The following is a 20,658-nucleotide window of genomic DNA, read 5'->3' as shown; positions in this document are numbered from 1 at the left end:
TGCGGGTGGGGGAGGACCAGTTCGGCAAGAGAGTAAGTCCTACCTGGGCGTAGATCGGCCGCAGTGCTCAGGATCACCCCCTCGCGGGGGACCCGCGTGGAAGGATTCGCGACATGTCGGTCGCCCCCACGGTCCCCGTTCCCTACGCGTCCTATCTGCGGGTGTACGAGCCGCTGGCCGCGTTCCCCGAGCCGGAGCGGAGCCACTGGGCGCGGTACGCCCGCCGGCCGCGCACCCCGGGGGCGCAGGAGGAGCTGCGGCGGTCGATCGCCGACCTGCTGCCGGTGCCGCCGGTGCCGGTGCCGGTCCACGAGAGCGGCGAGGCCTTCGTCGCACACGTGGACGGGGTGGTGGTGATCTGCCCGTGGCGGACCCGGCTTCGGGGGTGGCTGGCGATCCGGGAGCTGGTGGCGGAGGGGTATCCGGCGTCGGTGCTCGACGCGATGCTGCCGCCCGTGGTGCGCGTCCAGGTGGCGAGCGACTTCGAGAGGTGGCTGATCCGGAACCCGGACGCGCGGCCGTGGATCCGCACCGGGGTGTGGCACGTGCCGCTGCGCTGGTTCGCGCTCTTCGGGGACGAGGAGCGGGAGTACGAGCCGGGGGAGCCGGGGGGTACGGAGGCGGGCCGGGCGCCGGTGCTGCGCTACCGGACGACGATGGCGCAGGCCCGTCGGCGGCTGGCGCGGGCGCTGCGGGCGCTGCGGGAGTCGATCGACGAGGGGCCGATGACGGAGGGCCTGCGGGACGTGGGGCGCTGGCTCGAGGAGTTCCATCCGCGGGCGCTCGTGGAGCTGGACTACGGCGGTCTGGTGCACGCGGTCTCGGCGGAATGGCTGGCGGAGGACCGTTCGGCGGCGGAGCTCGCGGAGGGGATCGCGGCGCTGCGGGCGGGGGACGGGGAGACGGCGAGCGAGTTGTACGGGCGGCTCGCGGAGCGGTGGCGGGTGGTCAGGGACCTGCGTTTCGCGAACTGACATCAGTCGGGCATCTTCGTCAGGTCGGTATCGACAAGACATGTCCGGCCGGTGTAAATGATCTTCAACGCTTTCCGGATTCAGGGGCTCCGGTGTCTTGTTTCCGGCGCTCCGGGTCCTTCGGCATCCGCGGGGTGGGGACGTTGGTCCCGATCCGGGCCTTTGGCTCAAGCGTGACGGACAGCACTTACCGCACCCTTGCGTCGATCACCCACCCTCGTGCCAAAATAGGACAAGGAGTCCGGGGAGGGTTCCTTCCGCCCAAGTAAGGGCGGAACGCTCAGCATTGCACTCTATGGGGGGTCTGAGGACTCCTGATCGCTCTGTGACTGATCGTCACAGCCGCGTGACTGTCCGTTATGGCATGGTCCATCGACTTCCGCCGCTGATGAACACCTGCGAGGGCAATTCCATCGGTTTGGCCGACGTGGCTGGACGGATGGTGTAGTTGTAGTGCCGAGGACAAGCCGTTCGTCCTATAACCGACTCGGCCCGCTTCTGCCATTTCGGGCAACGCGGGTCAAGGTGCAGAATTTAGAGGAAAGAACCGAGAAGGTTCGGTTCTCCCGAGGAGGCCGCTCATGACCGCTCGCACCCCTGATGCCGAGCCGCTGCTGACCCCTGCCGAGGTTGCCACGATGTTCCGTGTCGACCCGAAGACGGTGACCCGTTGGGCGAAGGCGGGCAAGCTCACGTCCATCCGCACGCTGGGTGGGCACCGCCGTTACCGCGAGGCCGAGGTTCGCGCACTGCTGGCGGGTATTCCGCAGCAGCGCAGCGAGGCCTGAGGCTCGCTCAACACCCCGCAGCACCCTGCATCACCGGGCACTACCGGGTCCCCCAACCTGGTCGCCCACCCCTAGTACTGCCGACGGCTCCCTGCCCCAACAGGGCCTCCGTCAACGATCGCGCTGGACTCCGCCGGGTCTGGCGCGATCTTTTTTGTGCCCGGCGCCACCCCTCGACGGGTGGTGCAATTGCACATATTAAATCGGGCCAGTGTAGGAGGGGTGTAAGTGAAGGCGTTTCTGAAACTCTTTCAGTGACACCCGTCACACTGGTGAAGCCTTGCCAAGAAACAGCCTGCCACCCGGGGCGCCGCTCCCGACCCGCCGTTGGTCATGGCTTGGTGGGACTTTCGTCCCGCAGGCCCAGGCCGCCCGGACCGCGAGCCCGGAGAGCCCCGTGGCGGGCGTGCGGGGAGGCCGGGGGTCCCCTCGGGGGGACCGGGCGCGACGAGGCCCTCAGGCGGGCGCACAGCCCCGCCCCCGTCGGGACGGCAGCCCGGGGAGCCCGGGCGGCTCGGGCGGTCCGGGGAGCCGGGGGAGCCCGCGGCTCCGGAGGCCCGGGAACACGACGAAGCCCCGGGAGCACGACTAAGGCCCGCATCTTTCGATGCGGGCCTTAGTTTCGAGCGACTCTGACGGGACTTGAACCCGCGACCTCCACCTTGACAGGGTGGCGAGCTAACCAACTGCTCCACAGAGCCTTGTCTCGCAGCCTCTCGTGAGCGGCTGCGAGACAGACTGTACAGCAGGTCAGGGGGTGAGGTCGAACCCGCCCGCTACGGGGCCGCCGCGTCGATCGCCTTCACGATCCGCTTGTCCGAGATCGGGTACGCCGTGCCGAGCGCGTGCGCGAAGTAGCTCACCCGCAGCTCCTCGATCATCCAGCGGATGTCGGTCACCTCGGACGGCACGGGACGGCCCTTCGGGAGCTGTTCGAGCAGCCAGGCGTACTCGTCCTGCATCTCCCGGACCTTCTCCATCCGGGTGGTGTCCCGCTGGACGCCGGTCGGCATCTGCTGGAGCCGCCGGTCCACCGCCACGAGGTAGCGCATGAGGTCGGGCAGCCGCTTCAGGCCGGTACGGGTGACGAAGCCGGCCGGCATCAGCCAGGCGAGCTGGGCCCGCACGTCGGTGAGGTTGTCGATCAGGGCCAGGCTGTTCGTGGACTTCAGCCGGCGCTCGCACGCCTGCCAGGCCGCGAGGATCTGCTGGACCTGGCCCACCGTCCGTACCGTCGTGTCCACCAGGTCCGCGCGGACTTTGTCGTACAGCTTCCGGAAGGACTCCTCGTCCCAGGCCGGGCCGCCGTGGTCGGCGATCAGCTTGTCGGCGGCGGCGGTGGCGCAGTCGTCGAAGAGGGCCTGGATCGAGCCGTGCGGGTTCGCGGACAGGGCCAGCTTCTGCTGGTTGGTGAGCTTCTCCGAGGCGAACTTCGCCGGGTTCACCGGGATGTTCAGCATGATCAGCTTCCGGGTGCCCCGCCACATGGCCTGCGCCTGCTCGGCCTCCGAGTCGAAGAGCCGCACGGCCACCGACTCGCCCTCGTCGACCAGCGCCGGGTACGCCTTGACCGGCTGGCCGCCGCGCTTGGTCTCGAAGACCTTGGTGAGCGTCCCGATCGTCCAGTCCTTGAGCCCCGTGCGCTCCAGGGAGGGCCCGGAGCCGTCAGGGCCGCCCGTGGCCGCCGCGGCGGCCTTGGAGAGCGCCTGGCGGGCCTTGGGGCGCAGCTTCAGCCGCAGCGTCTCCAGGTCCTTGTCCTCGGCGAGCTTCCGGCGCCGCTCGTCGACGATCCGGAAGGTCACCTTGAGGTGCTCGGGGACCTTCGCCCAGTCGAAGTCCTCGGCCGTGACCGGGACGCCGACCATCCGCTGGAGCTCGCGGGCGAGCGCGCCGGCCAGCGGCTCCTGGACGGGCACGACCGCGTCCAGGAAGCGGGTCGCGAAGTTCGGCGCCGGCACGTAGTGGCGGCGGATCGGCTTCGGCAGGGAGCGGATCAGCTCCGTGACGACCTCCGTGCGCAGACCGGGGATCTGCCACTCGAAGCCCTCGTCGGTCACCTGGTTCAGCACCTGGAGGGGGATGTGGACGGTCACGCCGTCCGCGTCCGCGCCGGGCTCGAACTGGTACGTCACCCGGAACTTCAGCGGGCCCTGCCGCCACGAGTCCGGATAGTCGTCCTTGGTGACGGCCCCGGCCTTCTCGTTGATGAGCATCTCGCGCTCGAAGTCGAGGAACTCCGGCTCGTCGCGGTGCTTGTGCTTCCACCAGGAGTCGAAGTGGGCGCCGGACACGACGTGTTCGGGGACGCGCTTGTCGTAGAAGTCGAAGAGCGTCTCGTCGTCGACGAGGATGTCGCGGCGCCGGGCGCGGTGCTCCAGCTCCTCGACCTCGGTGAGGAGTCTGCGGTTGTCCGCGAAGAACTTGTGGTGGGTCCGCCAGTCGCCCTCGACCAGCGCGTTCCTGATGAACAGCTCGCGGGAGACCTCCGGGTCGATCCGGCCGTAGTTCACCTTGCGGTCGGCGACGATCGGGACGCCGTAGAGCGTCACCTTCTCGAAGGCCATCACGGCCGCCTGGTCCTTCTCCCAGTGCGGCTCGCTGTAGGTCTTCTTCACCAGGTGCTGGGCGAGCGGCTCGATCCACTCGGGCTCGATCCGGGCGTTGACCCGGGCCCAGAGCCGCGAGGTCTCGACGAGCTCGGCCGACATGACGAAGCGCGGGGGCTTCTTGAAGAGCGCGGAGCCGGGGAAGATCGCGAACTTGGCGTTGCGGGCGCCGACGTACTTGCCGCGGCCGCTCTCGCGCTTCTGGTCGCGGCCCTGGCCCTCCTTGGACTCCTTCACGTCCTTCAGGCCGATGTGGGAGAGCAGGCCGGAGAGGAGGGAGACGTGCACGGACTGCTCCGGCGCGTCCTCCTCGTTGAGGTGGATGCCCATCTGCTTGGCGACCGTGCGCAGCTGGCTGTAGATGTCCTGCCACTCGCGGATGCGCAGGAAGTTCAGGTACTCCTGTTTGCACATCCGGCGGAAGGAGCTGGAGCCCCGCTCCTTCTGCTGCTCGCGGACGTACCGCCACAGGTTGAGGAAGGCGAGGAAGTCGCTCGTCTCGTCCTTGAAGCGGGCGTGCTGCTGGTCGGCCTGTGCCTGCTTCTCGGAGGGCCGCTCGCGCGGGTCCTGGATGGAGAGCGCCGCCGCGATGACCATGACCTCGCGGACGCAGCCGTTCTTGTCGGCCTCCAGGACCATCCGGGCGAGCCGTGGGTCCACGGGCAGCTGCGAGAGCTTCCGGCCCTGCTGGGTCAGCCGCTTCTTCGGATCCTTCTCGTTCGGGTCGATCGCCCCGAGCTCTTGGAGGAGCTGGACGCCGTCCCGGATGTTGCGGTGGTCCGGCGGGTCGATGAAGGGGAACTTCTCGATGTCGCCGAGGCCGGCGGCGGTCATCTGGAGGATGACGGAGGCCAGGTTCGTACGGAGGATCTCGGCGTCCGTGAACTCCGGGCGGGTGAGGAAGTCGTCCTCGGAGTAGAGGCGGATGCAGATGCCGTCGCTCGTACGGCCGCAGCGGCCCTTGCGCTGGTTGGCGCTGGCCTGGCTGACGGGCTCGATCGGCAGGCGCTGGACCTTGGTGCGGTGCGAGTAGCGCGAGATGCGGGCGGTGCCCGGGTCGATCACGTACTTGATGCCGGGGACGGTCAGCGAGGTCTCGGCGACGTTCGTCGCGAGGACGACCCGGCGGCCGGAGTGCGCCTGGAAGACCCGGTGCTGCTCGGCGTGGGACAGCCGTGCGTAGAGCGGCAGGATCTCCGTGTTGAAGAGCCTCTTCTTGGTGAGGGCGTCCGCGGTGTCGCGGATCTCGCGCTCGCCGGAGAGGAAGACGAGGACGTCGCCGGGGCCTTCCTTCTGGAGCTCGTCGACGGCGTCGCAGATCGCGGTGATCTGGTCGCGGTCGGACTCCTCGGAGTCCTCTTCCAGGAGGGGCCGGTAGCGGACCTCGACCGGGTACGTACGGCCGCTGACCTCGACGATCGGGGCGTCGCCGAAGTGGCGGGAGAAGCGCTCGGGGTCGATGGTCGCGGAGGTGATGACGACCTTGAGGTCGGGGCGCTTCGGCAGCAGCTGGGCCAGATAGCCGAGCAGGAAGTCGATGTTGAGGGACCGCTCGTGGGCCTCGTCGATGATGATCGTGTCGTACGCGCGCAGCTCGCGGTCCGTCTGGATCTCGGCGAGCAGGATGCCGTCCGTCATCAGCTTCACGAAGGTCGCGTCGGGGTTCACCTGGTCGGTGAAGCGGACCTTCCAGCCGACGGCCTCGCCCAGCGGGGTCCTCAGCTCCTCGGCCACGCGCTCGGCGACCGTGCGGGCCGCGATCCGGCGGGGCTGGGTGTGTCCGATCATGCCCCGGACGCCCCGGCCGAGCTCCAGGCAGATCTTCGGGATCTGGGTGGTCTTTCCGGAGCCCGTCTCACCGGCGACGATCACGACCTGGTGGTCGCGTATCGCCTCCAGGATCTCGTCCTTCTTCTGCGAGACCGGCAGCTGCTCGGGGTACGTGACCGCGGGCACGCGGGAGGCGCGCCCGTCGACGCGCTCCTTGGCCTTGGCCGCCTCGGCGGCGATCTCGTCCAGGACGGCCTCACGGGCCTCGGGCTTGCGGATGCGGCGGGCGCCTTCGAGACGGCGGCCGAGCCGGTGGGAGTCCCGCAGCGAGACCTCGGCCAGGACGGACTGGAGGGCGGCGAAGGAAGTAGACATACGGAATCCAGGATCGCACCTGCGCCCGAGAACCGGCGAACCGATTTACGCCCTCCGCCGTGCTGCCGCCGTTCCGTGACCGTCCGCGTCCACCGGTGTCGGGTTCCTCTCGTTCCCTCCCGCTGTGGGGGTGTATGCGGTGCCGGGACCGGGGTCGTATCTATCGTTCTCGCATGTCCAACCCCACGACCAAGCCCTCGTCCCCGTCCGCCCCCCACCCCCGTCCCCCGTCGAAGCCCTCGCCGAAGTCCAGGGCCAGGCCGGCCGCGATCGTCGCCGGGGTAGCCGCCGCGGCCGTGCTGCTCGGCGTCGTCTCGTACACCGCGACCAAGCCCGCGTCCCCCGGCGCCGCCGGCTCGACGTCCGTCGCCGAGGTGTCCGCCGACCCTTCCGCGGGCGTCTACCCCGACCTGGAGGCGTACGCCCGCCGTGACGCCTCCGACAAGCTCGCCCTCGGCCGGGCCGACGCGCCGGTCGTGCTCATCGAGTACGCCGACTTCAAGTGCGGCTACTGCGGGAAGTTCGCCCGGGACACCGAGCCGCTCCTGGTGAAGAAGTACGTCGACAACGGGACCCTGCGCATCGAGTGGCGCAACTTCCCGATCTTCGGCGAGGAGTCGGAGGCCGTCGCCCGCGCCTCCTGGGCTGCCGGGCAGCAGGGCAGGTTCTGGGAGTTCCACAAGGCCGCCTACGCGGAGGGCGCGAAGGAGAAGGGCTTCGGGAAGGACCGGCTCGCGGCCCTCGCCAAGGAGGCCGGCGTCCCTGACGCGGCCCGCTTCGCCAAGGACAGCGAGGGGGCGGCCGCCCGCGAGGCCGTCCGCAAGGACCAGGAGCAGGGGTACGCGCTCGGCGCCACCTCCACCCCGTCCTTCCTGATCAACGGCCGGCCGATCGCCGGAGCCCAGCCCATGGAGACCTTCACGGAGGCCATCGAGGCGGCGGCGAAGACCGCGAAGACGGCGAAGGCCCGGCCGTGACCTCCGGGATCGGCTACTTCGCCGCCTTCCTCGGCGGCCTGCTCGCCCTCCTCAGCCCGTGCAGCGCCCTGCTGCTGCCCGCGTTCTTCGCGTACTCGATCGACACCCGCGCCAAGCTGGTCGCCAGGACCGGCATCCTCTACGCGGGCCTGGCCACCACCCTCGTCCCGCTCGGCGCGGCCGGCTCCTTCGCGGGCCGCTTCTTCTACGGCCACCGGGACCTGCTCGTCACGGCCGGCGGCTGGCTGATCATCGGGCTCGGCGTCCTCCAGATCCTCGGCCTGGGCTTCGCCTCCCGCCGTATCGCCGAGGCGAGCGGCCAAATCCGCCCCACCTCCGCGCTCTCCGTCTACGCCCTCGGCCTCGTCTACGGCCTCGCCGGCTTCTGCGCGGGCCCGATCCTCGGCAGCGTCCTGACAGTGGCGGCGCTGAGCGGCAGCCCGGCGTACGGCGGCCTGCTCCTCGCCGTGTACGCCCTCGGCATGGCCGTCCCGCTGTTCGTCCTCGCACTGCTCTGGGAGCGGTACGACCTGGGCCGGCGGCGCTGGCTGCGCGGCCGCCCGATCCGGATCGGCCGCCTTGAGGTCCACTCGACCTCGCTGATCTCGGGCCTGTTCTTCATCTCCCTCGGCACGCTCTTCCTCGTCTTCGACGGGACGACCGCCCTGCCGGGCCTGCTCTCCGTCGACCAGTCCTTCGCCGTCGAGGAGCGGATCGCCTCCCTCGGCCGCGCCGTGCCCGACTGGGCGCTGCTCGTCGCCGTGGTGGCCGTCGTGGCGGTGGCCTTCGCCCTGCGGGGCCGGCGGGCCGGCCGGACGCGGGAGCGCGAGGAGGTCTGACCGCGCGCGGGGGAGGGGCGCGGGCCCCTTCCCCGTACGGCCGCCGCCTTGATGTTTCACGTGAAACGCAGAAGGCCCCGTTCTTTCGAACGGGGCCTTCTCTGTGTGGCTGGGGCCGGGGTCGAACCGGCGACCTATCGCTTTTCAGGCGATCGCTCGTACCAACTGAGCTACCCAGCCACGAGACTGTTTCCAGTCTCAGCGAACCTGACGGGACTTGAACCCGCGACCTCCACCTTGACAGGGTGGCGAGCTAACCAACTGCTCCACAGGTCCTGGCTATGTGCGAGCACTAGTCTCGCACACGGTAATGCGTACCCCCAACGGGATTCGAACCCGTGCTACCGCCTTGAAAGGGCGGCGTCCTGGGCCACTAGACGATGAGGGCTAAGGGCCCACCTGCGCGCTTCTCAGCGCGTCGGGGACGTCTGAAGCATATGGGATGTCGGCCGCTATCGCCAAAACGGTTTCCCCCGGCACGTGGGAGGCGGCCCCGGGCGGGGGAGAATGGGCGGGTGCTGGAGATGACGCGCGAGGAGTTCGAGGAGCTTGTCGCCGAGGCCCTGGACCGGATTCCGCCGGAGCTGACACGGCTGATGGACAACGTCGCCGTGTTCGTGGAGGACGAGCCCGCCCCGGACGACCCCGAGCTGCTCGGGCTCTACGAGGGGACACCGCTGACCGAGCGCGGTGAGTGGTACGCCGGCGTCCTGCCGGACCGGATCACGATCTACCGGGGGCCGACGCTGCGGATGTGCGAGTCGCGCGAGGACGTGGTCGCGGAGACCGAGATCACCGTGGTGCACGAGATCGCCCACCACTTCGGCATCGACGACGAGCGGCTGCACGCGCTCGGCTACGGCTGAGCCGGCCCGGTCGGCCGGGCGGTGGCCGGGGCGGCAGTCGGGTGGCGGCCGGGTCGTATCCGGGCGTGTCCCTTGTGGTGTCAAGGGAGTTGGGCAGGGTGACGCGTTTCGTTCCTGCCTGTTGTGTCCTGGAGGTGCCCTCGTGCGCCAATTGCCCACCCCGGTGAGATGGGCCGCCACCGCGCTGGCCGTCGCGGCCTGTGCCGGTCTCAGCGGCTGTATGAGTGTCGGTGACGAAGGCGCCAAGCCGGCGCCCGGCGCGTCCGGGGGGAAGCAGGGCGTGGCGGCCGAGTCCGGCGGCGCCGCCGGAGGCTCCGGCAGCGGCGGCGGCACCTGGAACGGCCGGCCCGGCAAAAGCGGCCCCGAGGCGGCCGGAGCCGGTACGGAATCCCCGGTGCCGAGCGGATCGCCCTCGGGCTCGGCGAAGCCCTCCACGGGCGTGGTCCTCCCGGTCGAGGGTCCGGGCGGCTCCGGCGGCCCGTCGAAGCCGCAGCCGACCGGCGGCCACCAGGGTCCGGGCGGCGCGAGCGGCGGCGGGAGCGGGGACAACGGCGGCGGCGGGAACGGCGGAGCGGGCGGCTCCGGCGGCGGGTCCACCCCGACGCCCGAGCCGACCCCGCCGAGCCCGGAGCCGACCCCCGAGCCGACGGTCCCGACGCCCGAACCCACGCCGGAACCGACCTCGAATCCCACCGATCCGCCGCCCTCGGGCCCCGACACCCAGCTGGGCGCGATGCGGGCGGCGGACGGGCCGGGAGCGCCCTCGGAGCTCGCCGCAGGTCGGACCGGTGTGACGGAGTCCGATTTGCCATAGGTGGGGGAGGGTGCGTATGGTGGTAGATCGTTTGATCCCATTGCCCGGCGCCGACACAGAAGAGCGCCGCGTGGCGCGTACTCTCCCTAGCCGTGGCTGGACCGCATTGAGGCGGTCGATTTGCGAAATCACGGAGTTGACGGGCGCGTGCCGAGACTCCGGAAGGTTTCGCATTTCGCATGTCCATTTTCAGTTCTGACCACGCCGTCCTGCCCGAGAACGACGAGATCGTCGAGGCCGTAGAGGCCACCGAGCTCGCCGCCACCGAGGCCGACACCCTCGTCGACGAGGTCATCGACGCCGACTCCCTCTCCGACTCCGACGCCTTCGACGAGGAGTCCGAGGAGTCCGCCGAGTCCGACGAGCCCACCATCACCTTCGGCGACCTCGGTCTGCCCGAGGGCGTCGTGCGCAAGCTCGCCCAGAACGGCGTCACCACCCCCTTCCCGATCCAGGCCGCGACCATCCCGGACGCCCTGGCCGGCAAGGACATCCTCGGCCGTGGCCGCACCGGCTCCGGCAAGACCCTCTCCTTCGGTCTCCCGCTGCTCGCCACCCTGGCCGGCGGTCACACCGACAAGAAGAAGCCCCGCGGCGTCATCCTCACCCCGACCCGTGAGCTCGCGATGCAGGTCGCGGACGCCCTCCAGCCCTACGGCGACGTGCTCGGCCTCAAGATGAAGGTCGTCTGCGGCGGTACGTCCATGGGCAACCAGATCTACGCCCTGGAGCGCGGCGTCGACATCCTCGTCGCCACCCCCGGCCGTCTGCGCGACATCATCAACCGCGGCGCCTGCTCCCTCGAGAACGTCCAGATCGCCGTCCTCGACGAGGCCGACCAGATGGCCGACCTGGGCTTCCTGCCCGAGGTCACCGAGCTGCTCGACCAGGTTCCGGTCGGCGGCCAGCGCCTCCTCTTCTCCGCCACCCTGGAGAACGAGATCGACAGCCTGGTCAAGCGCTACCTGGTGGACCCGATCACGCACGAGGTCGACCCGTCCGCCGGCGCCGTCACGACCATGACCCACCACGTCCTCGTCGTGAAGCCGAAGGACAAGGCCCCGGTCACCGCCGCGATCGCCGCCCGCAAGGGCCGCACGATCATCTTCGTCCGCACCCAGCTGGGCGCCGACCGCATCGCCGAGCAGCTCCGCGAGTCCGGTGTGAAGGCCGACGCGCTGCACGGCGGCATGACCCAGGGCGCCCGTACGCGCACCCTGGCCGACTTCAAGGACGGCTACGTCAACGCGCTCGTCGCGACCGACGTCGCCGCCCGAGGCATCCACGTCGACGGCATCGACCTGGTCCTCAACGTGGACCCGGCCGGCGACCACAAGGACTACCTGCACCGCTCGGGCCGCACCGCCCGTGCCGGCCGCTCCGGTGTCGTGGTCTCCCTGGCCCTGCCGCACCAGCGCCGCCAGATCTTCCGCCTGATGGAGGACGCGGGCGTCGACGCCACGCGCCACATCGTCGGCGGCGCCGGCGCCTTCGACCCGGAGGTCGCCGAGATCACCGGCGCCCGTTCGCTGACCGAGGTCCAGGCCGACTCCGCGAACAACTCCGCCAAGCAGGCCGAGCGCGAGGTCGTCGACCTCACCAAGCAGCTGGAGCGCCTCCAGCGCCGTGCCGTCGAGCTCCGCGAGGAGGCCGACCGCCTGGTGGCCCGCGCCGCCCGTGAGCGTGGCGAGGACCCGGAGGCCGCTGTCGCCGAGGTGACCGAGGCCGCCGAGGCCGAGGTCGCGGCCGCCGCCGTCGAGGCCGAGCGTCAGGCTCGCATCGAGGAGCAGCGCCGCGAGGAGCGCCCCGCCCGTGACGAGCGCGGCAACTACGAGCGCCGCGACCGCGGTGGCGACCGTGGCGGCTTCCGCCGCGACGACCGCCCCTCCGGTGGCTTCCGTCGCGACGACCGCCCGTCGGGTGGCTTCCGCCGTGACGACCGTCCGTCCGGTGGCTTCAACCGTGACGACCGTGGTGGCGACCGTGGTGGCTTCCGTCGCGACGACCGTCCGTCCGGTGGCTTCCGTCGCGACGACCGTCCGTCCGGTGGCTTCAACCGTGACGACCGTGGTGGCGACCGTGGCGGCTTCCGCCGTGACGACCGTCCCTCGGGTGGCTTCAACCGTGACGACCGTGGTGGCGACCGTGGCGGCTTCCGCCGTGACGACCGTCCCTCGGGTGGCTTCAACCGCGATGACCGTGGTGGCGACCGTGGCGGCTTCCGTCGCGACGACCGTCCGTCCGGTGGCTTCCGCCGTGACGACCGCCCGTCGGGTGGCTTCAACCGTGACGACCGTGGCGGCCGCCCGTTCGAGCGCCGCGACGACCGCCCCTCCGGCGGCCACCGTGGCAGCGACCGTCCGTTCAACCGCGACCGTCGTGACGACCGCCCCTCCGGCGGCTTCCGCTCCGGCGGCGGCGACCGTCCCTTCGGCCGTCGTGACGACCACCGCGGCACCGGCTCCACCGGCGGCTCCTTCGGCCGCCGCGACGACAAGCCCCGCTGGAAGCGCAACGGCTGAGGTCGATTGACCTGACAGAGAAGGGGCCGTACGACACCGTCGTACGGGCCCTTCCGCGTTTCCGGCGACCTGTGGAGCCGGCCCGGGAAGAAAATCCGGCCGCGATCCGCGCCGCCGCTGTTACGCTCCCCGCACTTGCACGGGGGGTTCGTCTCAGCGGGGCACGCGATCGCGTCGCCGACCGCGGCACGAGGTGCCGCGTCCCCTTCGGGCGCCCACTCGCATGCATGGAGACGACGTGAATCGACACGTACGGCCCCGGAGGGCCACGCTTCGCCGTGTACTCGGCACCGCGCTCATACCCGTCGTCGGCCTCGGGGTGGCGGGGACCGCCGCCCCGGCCGCCTTCGCCGTAACCGCCGCGCCTGCCGCCGCCGCCCCCGTGGCCCTCGACCCGTGGGCGGCGTCCGTCCCGCTGTCGGACGGCACGGCGTCGGAGGGTGTGCTCGATCTGAAGACGGCCAAGAACGGCGCGGTCGTCGCCCTCACCTATCGGGGGAACGGCGCCGAGACCCCGTACGAACTCACGGCGAGGACGCGGCCGGCCGGCAGCACGGTCTGGGGAGCGCCACAACTGCTGGCCACGACCGTCGGCTATCCGCAGGATGCCCGGCTGGTCGTCTCCGCCGACGGTGCGGTTCTCGCGGAGTGGTCGGCGGGCGACGTGTTCAAGTCGGCCGCGCTCGAAGCGGGCGCCACCACGTGGTCCGCGCTGCCCGAGCTCCCGGTGCCGCGTGCCCAGGTGGCCGGTTCTCCGTCCGGTCGCCTGGTGGCGGTGTGGTCGAAGTGGTCGGGACGGACGAGTGCCGTCTACACGGCGGTCCGTACGGGGCCGGGCCAGGCCTGGTCGGATCCGGTCCGGGTGAGCGAGGAACTGGCTGACCTGGAGCTGGCCGAGTCGCTGGAGCTCGCGGTCTCCGAGCAGGGCACGGCCACCCTGGCCTTCGCGCAGAGCGGCGCCGTCAAGGCCGAGGTGAAGGTGGCCGACCTGGCTGCCGACGCCACCGCCTGGAGCACGCCGGTCACCGTGTCGAACCCGGCCTCGCGCGCCACCACCCCCTCCCTCGCGGTCGGCCGGGACGGCAGCGTCTCGCTGGTCTTCTCGGACTGGGGAGACGGGTCCGCCGCCGAACCCTTCCAGGTCTTCGCCCGGCGCCCGGCCGGTGGTGACCGGTGGGGGAACAGCGGGCCGGCCAACGGGTTCAGGACCGGTACGTGGCGCCAGGTCGCCGTCGGGCCCGAGGGTGACGTGACGCTGCTGGGCGTCGCGTACGTCGAGGGCTCCGGGTACAGCGCCCAGACCACCACCTGGTCCGCGGCGACGAGCAGCTGGGCGCCGGTGAAGGTGCTGTCGACGGGCTATGTGCCGGACGACCAGTTCGACCTCGCGGTCGGTCCCGACGGCAGCGCGCACGCCGTATGGACGCAGGGCGGGGACTCCCGCAAGCTCATGACGTCCTCTCGCGTGAACGGCGTCTGGTCCGCGGCCCCGAAGCCTCTGAGCACCAACCCGGACGGCTACGCCTTCGGCGAGGTGACGGTCGGCGCGGACAACCGTCCCGTCGCCGTCTGGGGCCAGACCGCCGGTTCCGTCTTCCAGCTGCGCGCCGCGACCACGGCTCCCGTTCCGCCGAAGCCGCTGCCCAAGTGGCGTGATGTCAGCGGTGACGGGAAGGGCGACCTGCTCACCCTCACGTCGGGCGGGACGCTGACCGTGCGCACGGGCACCGGCACCGGTGGTCTGGGCACGGGTGCCTCGGCGACCGGCTGGCCGGCGACCTCGACGGTCGTCCCGTTCGGTGACCTGTCGGGCGACGGGTGCAACGACATCCTCGTACGGAACTCCGCGGGGGCCCTGACCCGGCACAACGGGGGTTGCGGCACGGCGTTCGCGCCGAACGGGCCGAAGGCCTCGCTCGGTTGGGGGTGGCAGGCGTACGACGTGCTGTCCTCGCCCGGCGACCTGACGGGCGACGGCCGGGCGGATCTCCTCGGGCGGACCCCGGCCGGTGAGCTGTGGCTGTACGCCGACAACGGCGCGGGTGGGTTCAAGCCGCGGGTGAGGGCCGGGTACGGCTGGCAGTCCTACAACGCGGTCGTGGGTGTGGGCGATCTGAACGGCGACAAGGCGGGAGACGTGCTGGCCCGGGACAAGAACGGCGTCCTGTGGCGGTACTACGGGACGGGCAAGGGCACCCTCGGCGGCCGGGTGCAGCTCGGCGTCGGCTGGCAGTCCTACAACGCGGTGGTCGGCGTCGGCGACATCACCGGCGACGGCCGCGCCGATCTCGTGGCCCGCGACACGACCGGCGCGCTGTGGCGGTACGCCGGAAACGGCGCGGGTGGCTTCGCCGGCCGGGTCAAGGCCGGCACGGGCTGGCAGACGTACAAGACGCTGTCGTGACGGTCCGGCCGCCGTCCTGACCTCGTGTCCGGGGCGGCGGCCGGGAGGGCCCGCCCCGCACTTCGGTGCCGGGGCGGGCCCTGGGCCGTATGCGGGGGTGGGCGGGATACGCTCACGTGGTCGAATCGGGTGGGAAGTGCCGGGCAGGGGGCCCGGGGACGCTTCGCCGGTTCCAGGAACTTTCAGGTTGCCCCGGGGAGGGACCTCTCTTTGTCTCGTTTCGCACGCGCGCGGCGGCCCCGCGCGCGTATCGCCGTTCTGTCGACCGCGCTGCTGGCGTCGGGGGTGGTGCTGTCGCCGATGGTGGTGGCGCACGCGTCGCCGGTGGTGGGGATCGACCAGCTGGATGTCGCGCCGAACTCGCGGGGGGTGCCGCGGCAGGAGACCGTCACGGCGGTCGGACCGGCGGGATACGTGCACGAGACGGAGGGCGCCGGCGGGGAGCTGGAGTGGACGGCCTTCGGCGACCCGGCGAAGAGCGTGCGGCTGGGGTACGGCAAGGGGTACCAGTTCTTCGCCGAGTCCGGCACCGGCGGGCGCTACGCGTACGTGCAGCGGGGGATCGGCAGTCACTACCTGCGCGATCTGACGACCGGCACCGAGCGGGTGCTCGACATGCCGCGGGACGCGGGATACCGGGGGCTGCTGGGCGAGACGCTGCTGTTCCAGCAGTACGTGTCGGCGGAGGACCTGTCGGCGACGACCGGGTTCTACCTGCGGAGCGCGGCGGACGCGGCGGCGGCGCCGGTGGCGGTGACCGGGTGGCCGGCGGACGCGGACCTGCACCACGCGCGGCTGGCGGCCGGTGACGGCTCCGTCGCGGTGATCCGGTTCGGCCGGACCGGTGCCGCGCAGCCGTACGACTTCACGGACCTCGGGGTCGTCGACCTGAAGACGGGGCAGATGACCGTCGTGGCGGCGACGCCGACCGGGAGCGTGCCGGTGGCGCCGGTGGCGGTGTCGCCGGACAAGATCGCGTGGGTGGACCGGGACCGCACGGTGCACGTGCGGCAGCGGGCCGACCTGAACGGGGCCGAGCAGACGAGGGTGCTGCCCGAGGGCCTGGGCACCGACCGCATCGGTCTTGTCGGGGAGTGGATCCTGGCCGTCGGGGACGCGACGGGTTCGGACGCCGCGCTGCGGCGGCCGCTGGTCGCGCTGCACCCGGACGGCCGGACCAAGCCGCTCCTGGACATGGCCGAGGACGAGCTGACGCAGATCTCCGACGGGAGCGGCGTGGCCGTCGTCGGCGGTACGTCCGCCGACGACTGGGCGCTCCTCAAGGCGGTGCCGGACAAGAGCGGCACGCCGGTCCTGGAGAAGCTGAGCCGGCTGGGGACGCTGCCGGCCCGCGTCGAGTCGCTCGCCCTCGGTGCGGGCCGGCTGACGACGCTGGAGGAGGACACCGCCAAGGGCCGTGGCCTGTACGGCTGGACGCTGCCGGTGGGCCCGCTGCACACCGGCGACCCCAAGCCGGTGTGGGCCGGTCCGGCGCCGGGCCAGCAGGAGGGTTCCGCCCCGCTGTTCGACAGCGGCGACGGCCGTACGGTCATGCTGGCGCGCGCGGACTCCTTCTCGTCCCTCGACGTCGTCGCCCGCCGGTCCTCAGGACAGGAGGTGCGGGTCCCGACCAACAAGGACCAGGCCCGGATCGCCGACGCGTCCGGCCGGTGGGCCGTCTTCCAGGCGGGCCGCGTCAACGCGCCCGGGCAGATCCTGCCCGGCGAGGACATGTCGGTGGTCGACCTGGACGCCGGCCGGACCGTGCTGACCAGGAAGCAGACGGCGGCCGCCCTGTGGGGCGACACGCTGTTCGCCGGTACGGCCACGACGGGCGAGGTCGCCCGTACCGACCTGGCCACCGGCAAGGAGCTCGCCAAGGTCGCCACCGGCGCCGACTGCGCCGTGACCGAGCTCCAGACGGCGGGTCCCTGGCTGTACTGGGCCTGCTCCCAGTTCGCCAAGCAGGGCGTCGTCGACCTGCGGACCAACCGGAAGATCGCCCTGAAGCCGGGGGTGTCGGGCGGCGCGCTGCTCGGCGACGGCTATCTGATGGAGCAGAACTCCGGCTCGTACCTGCGGATCACCGACTTCCACACGGGCACGGCGGCCTCGCCCCGCATCCTCGTCGACGCCACGACGGTGAACGGCGCCCGCCGCGAGGCCTGGACCGTGGACCGCTTCGGCGGCGCGGTCGCCTACCAGGACTCCGCGCACCGCGTCCACGTCGTGTGGACCGGCGTACCGGCCTCGGACCTCAAGGCCTCCTCGTCGAGCACGCCGACGAGCGCGCTGTCGAAGAGCGGCTGGAAGGCGTCCTGGACGCTGTCCAAGCCGGCCTCCTTCTGGCAGCTGTCGATCCGCGACCGGTTCTCCGGCGCCCTGATCCGCAGCTACGGCGGCAACGAGACCCGCGGCCGGGTCGACGTCGCCTGGGACGGCAGGACCTCGGCCGGCAAGGTCGCGCCGAACGGCCCCTACCTGTGGGACCTGCGGGCCGGCACGGCCGACGGGCAGGGCGAGGACCTGGTCGTCGGCGGCATGATCACCGTCTCCGGCGGCGTGCCCGCCTGGCGTGACCTGGCCGGCAACGACAAGCAGGGCGAGCTGCTCGCGGTCGACTCGACCGGTCTGGTGTCGATGTACCGCGGCGACGGGTACGGCGGCCTCTCGGCGCGTGCCGTCGGCTCGGGTACGAAGTTCCCCGCCGGCTCCGTCCTGGTGCCCTTCGGCGACGTGAACGCCGACGGCTGCGCCGACGTCCTCGCCCGCGTCGGCGACCAGCTGCGGGCCTACCGGCCGGGCTGCGGGAAGGTCGTCATGGCCTCCTCGCCGTACACGGCACTGGGTTCGGGCTGGGGCCAGTACGACATCCTGACCTCGCCCGGCGACGTGAACGGCGACGGCTTCACCGATCTGATCGCCCGCCAGGCGTCGACCGGCGACGTCTACGTCTACGCCGGTACGGCCGACCACCGCATGAAGGGCCGGGTCAGGGTCGCCACCAACTGGAAGCTGTACAAGAAGGTCGTCGGCGCCGGCGACCTGAACCGCGACGGCCGCGGCGACCTCCTCGGCATCGACTCCTCCGGCGCGATCTGGCGTTACTACGCCACCACGACCGGCGGGTTCACCGCCCGCGTCAAGATCGGCACCGGCTGGGGCGGCTACACCTCCGTGGTCGGCACCGGCGACATCTCCGGCGACGGCTGCGCCGACCTCGCCGCCCGGGACACCTCCGGCCGCCTCTACTCCTACGACGGCACCTGCACCGGCTCCTACGGTCCCCGCATGCTCATCGGCACCGGCGGCTGGAACACCTACAAGTCCCTGTTCTGACCCCCGGACCCGACCCGGCCGCGCCCCACGGCGCGGCCGGTGTCGGATACCCGATCGGTTCCGGGGATCTCTCGGGCTATGCTGCACGGGTGTGCTTGTCCACGGGCCGTTAGCTCAATTGGCAGAGCAGTGGACTTTTAATCCATTGGTTGTGGGTTCGAGTCCCACACGGCCTACACGTGGTGGGGGAGGGGAAACCCTCTGACCTGCCGGGGAGCGCCCCACCTGGTTGTGACCGGGTGGGGCGCTCCGTCGTTCGTGGGCCCGTGCGTGAGCGATGCGTGAGCGGGCCGGTATTTCGGGGCACAGGCCGAATGTGTTCAGGACGTCAGGTCGAACTGCTTGAGCCAGTCCGGGTCCCCGTCGCCGACGGTGGCGACCAGACCGCCGGAAAGCAGCACCATGGAGAGGACGAAGGGCATCGGGCCTCCGTAGTGCTCCACTGCCTGGCTCAGGGTCATGTCGGATCCGTCCGGGTGACCGATGAGCCCCGAGACCTGGAGCAGGTCGTCATGCTGGATTCCCAGGCTGTCCGACACCCAGTGGACGGTGTCCCGGGCCTGGTCCTCGGTGATCTGCTCCCGTGCCCCCACGAGCCAGGCCATGAGGATCGCCCAGACCATGGTGGGGTCGGAGGGGTGTTCACCTTCGCGGAAGGACCCTCCGGGCCCCTTCGAGGGGTTCTCCATCCAGGTGGCGATGTCCGCTCGCAGGCGCTTCTGAGTCCGGACCCGGGAGATCTCGGTGAGGTGATGGGGCGCTAGAGGAGTCCGATCTACCCTGCCGCGGGCGGCTCTTGGCGCCGCCGGGGAATGAGTGCTGCGGCCGCCTCGGCCACCGCGCGGTCGACCTCGGGGAGGAGGCTCGTGTAGGTGTCCGAGGTCAGGGTGATCGTGGAGTGGCGGAGGGTCTCCGAGACCGTCTCCGGGTGGAGCCAGGAGCCGTCCTCCTTGGTGAAGACCTTGCCCGTGTCCTGCCAGGCGGCGCCGGCCTTCCTCCGCTCCTTCGCCTGAAGGGCCTTCTGAGCACGCAGGACCTCGATGTTCACGCTGTCGAGCGCGATCGTGCCCGCGCTGCCGTCGGTCTTCGGCTCGGACTCGTACCGGTCCCAGCCGACGGACGTCCGCAACGCCTTCCGCCAGGAGGCATTCGCCTACCGCGCCCTACGGCCCAGGGGTGGAACCGTCGGTGTCATGGGCTTCAGGGCGTCGCCAAGGCGGCTTGAGGGTGCTTCAGCCCCAGGTCAGCGACCTGCGGCTTCGTCGCAGTTCAGACCCGTTCGCCCGGTGCGTCGGGGTCACCGGACCGGACGGCGATGGGCGGAGCGGCGCACGCGCATGGCGATGTAGATGAGGTCTGCCACGAGCAGCACGATGCCGATGAACAGAAGGAAGAGCAGTCCGTCGGCGACGGCGCCGATGATGCCCAGCACGATCGCCACGATGATCAGGGCGAGGAAGAGCGACACGAGGGCCACCTCCTCGGTCGGTCGGGGGGCTCAGCGGCGGGCCAGCTGCCGTTCACCGTTCGCCCCGGGCTCGTAGGGGAGGTCGTAGTGCCGGAAGACCGCTTCCTCGTCTTCGGCGGGAAGGACGTCGTCGGTGCCGATCGAAGGGCACCGCTTCACCAGAGCCTTGTCATGGGCGACCTTCACATAGCCCGGCCCCGCCGTCGCACCGTCCAGGGGCACGAACACCAGATGGTGGCGGGTGGGCAGGCCGACCCGGACCGTGGCCATGAACGGCTGATCGGTACTGGTGTCGACGTAGATCGCCTCCAGATCTCCGATCCTGTGGCCCCGCGTGTCCACGACGTCGTGGGTTCGCCACTCACGGATGTCCGCCATCTGGATCATGCCGACTCCTTGCGATCGGTCCCCTGTTCGGGAAGCGTGGCGAGAAGGATTTCGGCGGCCTGGGTGACGTTATCTGCGGCGATCGCACGGGCCATCGCCGCGCGGGCCGCATCCGCCGTGGCGTGCGGCGGGACCACCAACAGGGCGAAGTGGTCGTTGTCGCCACGGGTGATGAGGACGGTGTCGTCACCGACGGGAAAGGAGTCGAGGCGCACGACCCGGTCGTCGACGACCACACGGGTCGGGACCTTCTCCCAGGCGTCCGTGTCCAGGCCGACCCGCGTGACGGGGCCCAGGTGCGCGGTGACCGCCTGGATCAGGGCGGGCAGCTCGGTCTCGACGTCCCGGGAACGGGGCCACCACGCGCCGTCGAGAACGCCTTCGCGGGAGTGCGTCGTCCGCAGCCGGAGCAGGGCCGTGCCGGGCTTCACCGCTCGGTGGATCTCGTCCGGAAGGAGCTTCGGAGGAGAGGGGCTTTCGGATTCGGCCATGATGGTCCGCCTAGCTGCGCGGGGCCGCCGACACCTCA

Annotated in this window: 14 protein-coding genes, 5 tRNA genes and 1 pseudogene; 10 read left to right on the top strand and 10 right to left on the bottom strand. The window is 71.2% G+C overall.

The window, feature by feature from the left end:
* The first annotated feature begins 113 nt into the window (after positions 1–113).
* The gene (locus ACZ7G1_RS17715; protein WP_470878093.1) at positions 114–974 is read left to right on the top strand and encodes a DUF8083 family protein; all 861 of its coding nucleotides are present in this window, start codon (positions 114–116) and stop codon (positions 972–974) included.
* A 581-nt stretch (positions 975–1,555) separates the two neighbouring features.
* Positions 1,556–1,762 (top strand): developmental transcriptional regulator BldC, encoded by a 207-nt coding sequence (bldC, locus tag ACZ7G1_RS17710; RefSeq protein WP_003949541.1) that lies wholly within the window; start codon positions 1,556–1,558, stop codon positions 1,760–1,762.
* A 627-nt stretch (positions 1,763–2,389) separates the two neighbouring features.
* Here bldC and ACZ7G1_RS17705 read toward each other — a convergent pair.
* Positions 2,390–2,463, bottom strand: a tRNA-Asp gene (locus ACZ7G1_RS17705).
* A gap of 75 nt (positions 2,464–2,538) precedes the next feature.
* Positions 2,539–6,513, bottom strand: coding sequence for an ATP-dependent RNA helicase HrpA (hrpA, locus tag ACZ7G1_RS17700; protein WP_470878092.1), 3,975 nt, complete (start codon positions 6,511–6,513; stop codon positions 2,539–2,541).
* A 173-nt stretch (positions 6,514–6,686) separates the two neighbouring features.
* Between hrpA and ACZ7G1_RS17695 the strand changes: the two genes are divergently transcribed.
* Positions 6,687–7,490 carry a DsbA family protein gene (locus tag ACZ7G1_RS17695; RefSeq protein WP_470878091.1) on the top strand — a complete coding sequence of 268 codons (804 nt, stop codon included), beginning with the start codon at positions 6,687–6,689 and terminating at the stop codon, positions 7,488–7,490.
* Positions 7,487–8,329, top strand: a complete 843-nt coding sequence (locus ACZ7G1_RS17690; protein ID WP_470878090.1) for a cytochrome c biogenesis CcdA family protein — start codon at positions 7,487–7,489, stop codon at positions 8,327–8,329. Before ACZ7G1_RS17695 ends, ACZ7G1_RS17690 begins: the two co-directional genes overlap by 4 nt.
* Positions 8,330–8,435: 106 nt before the next feature.
* Here ACZ7G1_RS17690 and ACZ7G1_RS17685 read toward each other — a convergent pair.
* The 3 genes from ACZ7G1_RS17685 to ACZ7G1_RS17675 form a co-directional block, all read right to left on the bottom strand.
* Positions 8,436–8,509: transfer RNA gene (locus tag ACZ7G1_RS17685), tRNA-Phe, on the bottom strand.
* A 22-nt stretch (positions 8,510–8,531) separates the two neighbouring features.
* A tRNA-Asp gene (locus ACZ7G1_RS17680) sits at positions 8,532–8,605 on the bottom strand.
* A 39-nt stretch (positions 8,606–8,644) separates the two neighbouring features.
* Positions 8,645–8,717 (bottom strand) — tRNA-Glu (locus ACZ7G1_RS17675).
* A gap of 127 nt (positions 8,718–8,844) precedes the next feature.
* On the opposite strand from ACZ7G1_RS17675, the gene ACZ7G1_RS17670 reads away from it, so the two are divergent.
* The 6 genes from ACZ7G1_RS17670 (at position 8,845) to ACZ7G1_RS17645 (ending at position 18,450) form a co-directional block, all read left to right on the top strand.
* The gene (locus tag ACZ7G1_RS17670) at positions 8,845–9,195 is read left to right on the top strand and encodes a metallopeptidase family protein (RefSeq protein ID WP_033208941.1); all 351 of its coding nucleotides are present in this window, start codon (positions 8,845–8,847) and stop codon (positions 9,193–9,195) included.
* Between the two features lie 142 nt (positions 9,196–9,337).
* Positions 9,338–10,009 carry a hypothetical protein gene (locus ACZ7G1_RS17665; protein WP_470878089.1) on the top strand — a complete coding sequence of 224 codons (672 nt, stop codon included), beginning with the start codon at positions 9,338–9,340 and terminating at the stop codon, positions 10,007–10,009.
* A 179-nt stretch (positions 10,010–10,188) separates the two neighbouring features.
* Positions 10,189–12,531, top strand: a complete 2,343-nt coding sequence (locus tag ACZ7G1_RS17660; protein WP_470878088.1) for a DEAD/DEAH box helicase — start codon at positions 10,189–10,191, stop codon at positions 12,529–12,531.
* Positions 12,532–12,769: 238 nt separating this feature from the next.
* Positions 12,770–14,935 (top strand): FG-GAP repeat domain-containing protein, encoded by a 2,166-nt coding sequence (locus ACZ7G1_RS17655; RefSeq protein WP_470878087.1) that lies wholly within the window; start codon positions 12,770–12,772, stop codon positions 14,933–14,935.
* Positions 14,936–15,145: 210 nt separating this feature from the next.
* Positions 15,146–18,274, top strand: coding sequence for an FG-GAP-like repeat-containing protein (locus ACZ7G1_RS17650; RefSeq protein WP_471204186.1), 3,129 nt, complete (start codon positions 15,146–15,148; stop codon positions 18,272–18,274).
* 103 nt (positions 18,275–18,377) lie between these two features.
* Positions 18,378–18,450 (top strand) — tRNA-Lys (locus tag ACZ7G1_RS17645).
* Positions 18,451–18,594: 144 nt separating this feature from the next.
* Here ACZ7G1_RS17645 and ACZ7G1_RS17640 read toward each other — a convergent pair.
* The 5 genes and pseudogenes from ACZ7G1_RS17640 to ACZ7G1_RS17620 all read right to left on the bottom strand — a co-directional run bounded on the left by ACZ7G1_RS17640 (position 18,595) and on the right by ACZ7G1_RS17620 (position 20,620).
* Positions 18,595–18,963, bottom strand: coding sequence for a hypothetical protein (locus ACZ7G1_RS17640; protein ID WP_470878085.1), 369 nt, complete (start codon positions 18,961–18,963; stop codon positions 18,595–18,597).
* An 86-nt stretch (positions 18,964–19,049) separates the two neighbouring features.
* Positions 19,050–19,388: pseudogene (locus ACZ7G1_RS17635) on the bottom strand (site-specific integrase); the annotation flags it as partial.
* Between the two features lie 183 nt (positions 19,389–19,571).
* Positions 19,572–19,742, bottom strand: coding sequence for a hypothetical protein (locus ACZ7G1_RS17630; protein ID WP_398707782.1), 171 nt, complete (start codon positions 19,740–19,742; stop codon positions 19,572–19,574).
* Between the two features lie 30 nt (positions 19,743–19,772).
* Positions 19,773–20,129, bottom strand: coding sequence for a PRC-barrel domain-containing protein (locus tag ACZ7G1_RS17625; RefSeq protein ID WP_470878084.1), 357 nt, complete (start codon positions 20,127–20,129; stop codon positions 19,773–19,775).
* Positions 20,126–20,620 (bottom strand): DUF5994 family protein, encoded by a 495-nt coding sequence (locus ACZ7G1_RS17620; RefSeq protein ID WP_470878083.1) that lies wholly within the window; start codon positions 20,618–20,620, stop codon positions 20,126–20,128. Before ACZ7G1_RS17620 ends, ACZ7G1_RS17625 begins: the two co-directional genes overlap by 4 nt.
* Between the last annotated feature and the right edge of the window lie 38 nt (positions 20,621–20,658).

It is taken from the genome of Streptomyces sp. NPDC037273, from assembly GCF_055603625.1.
This window is presented reverse-complemented; position numbering and strand designations above follow the sequence as displayed.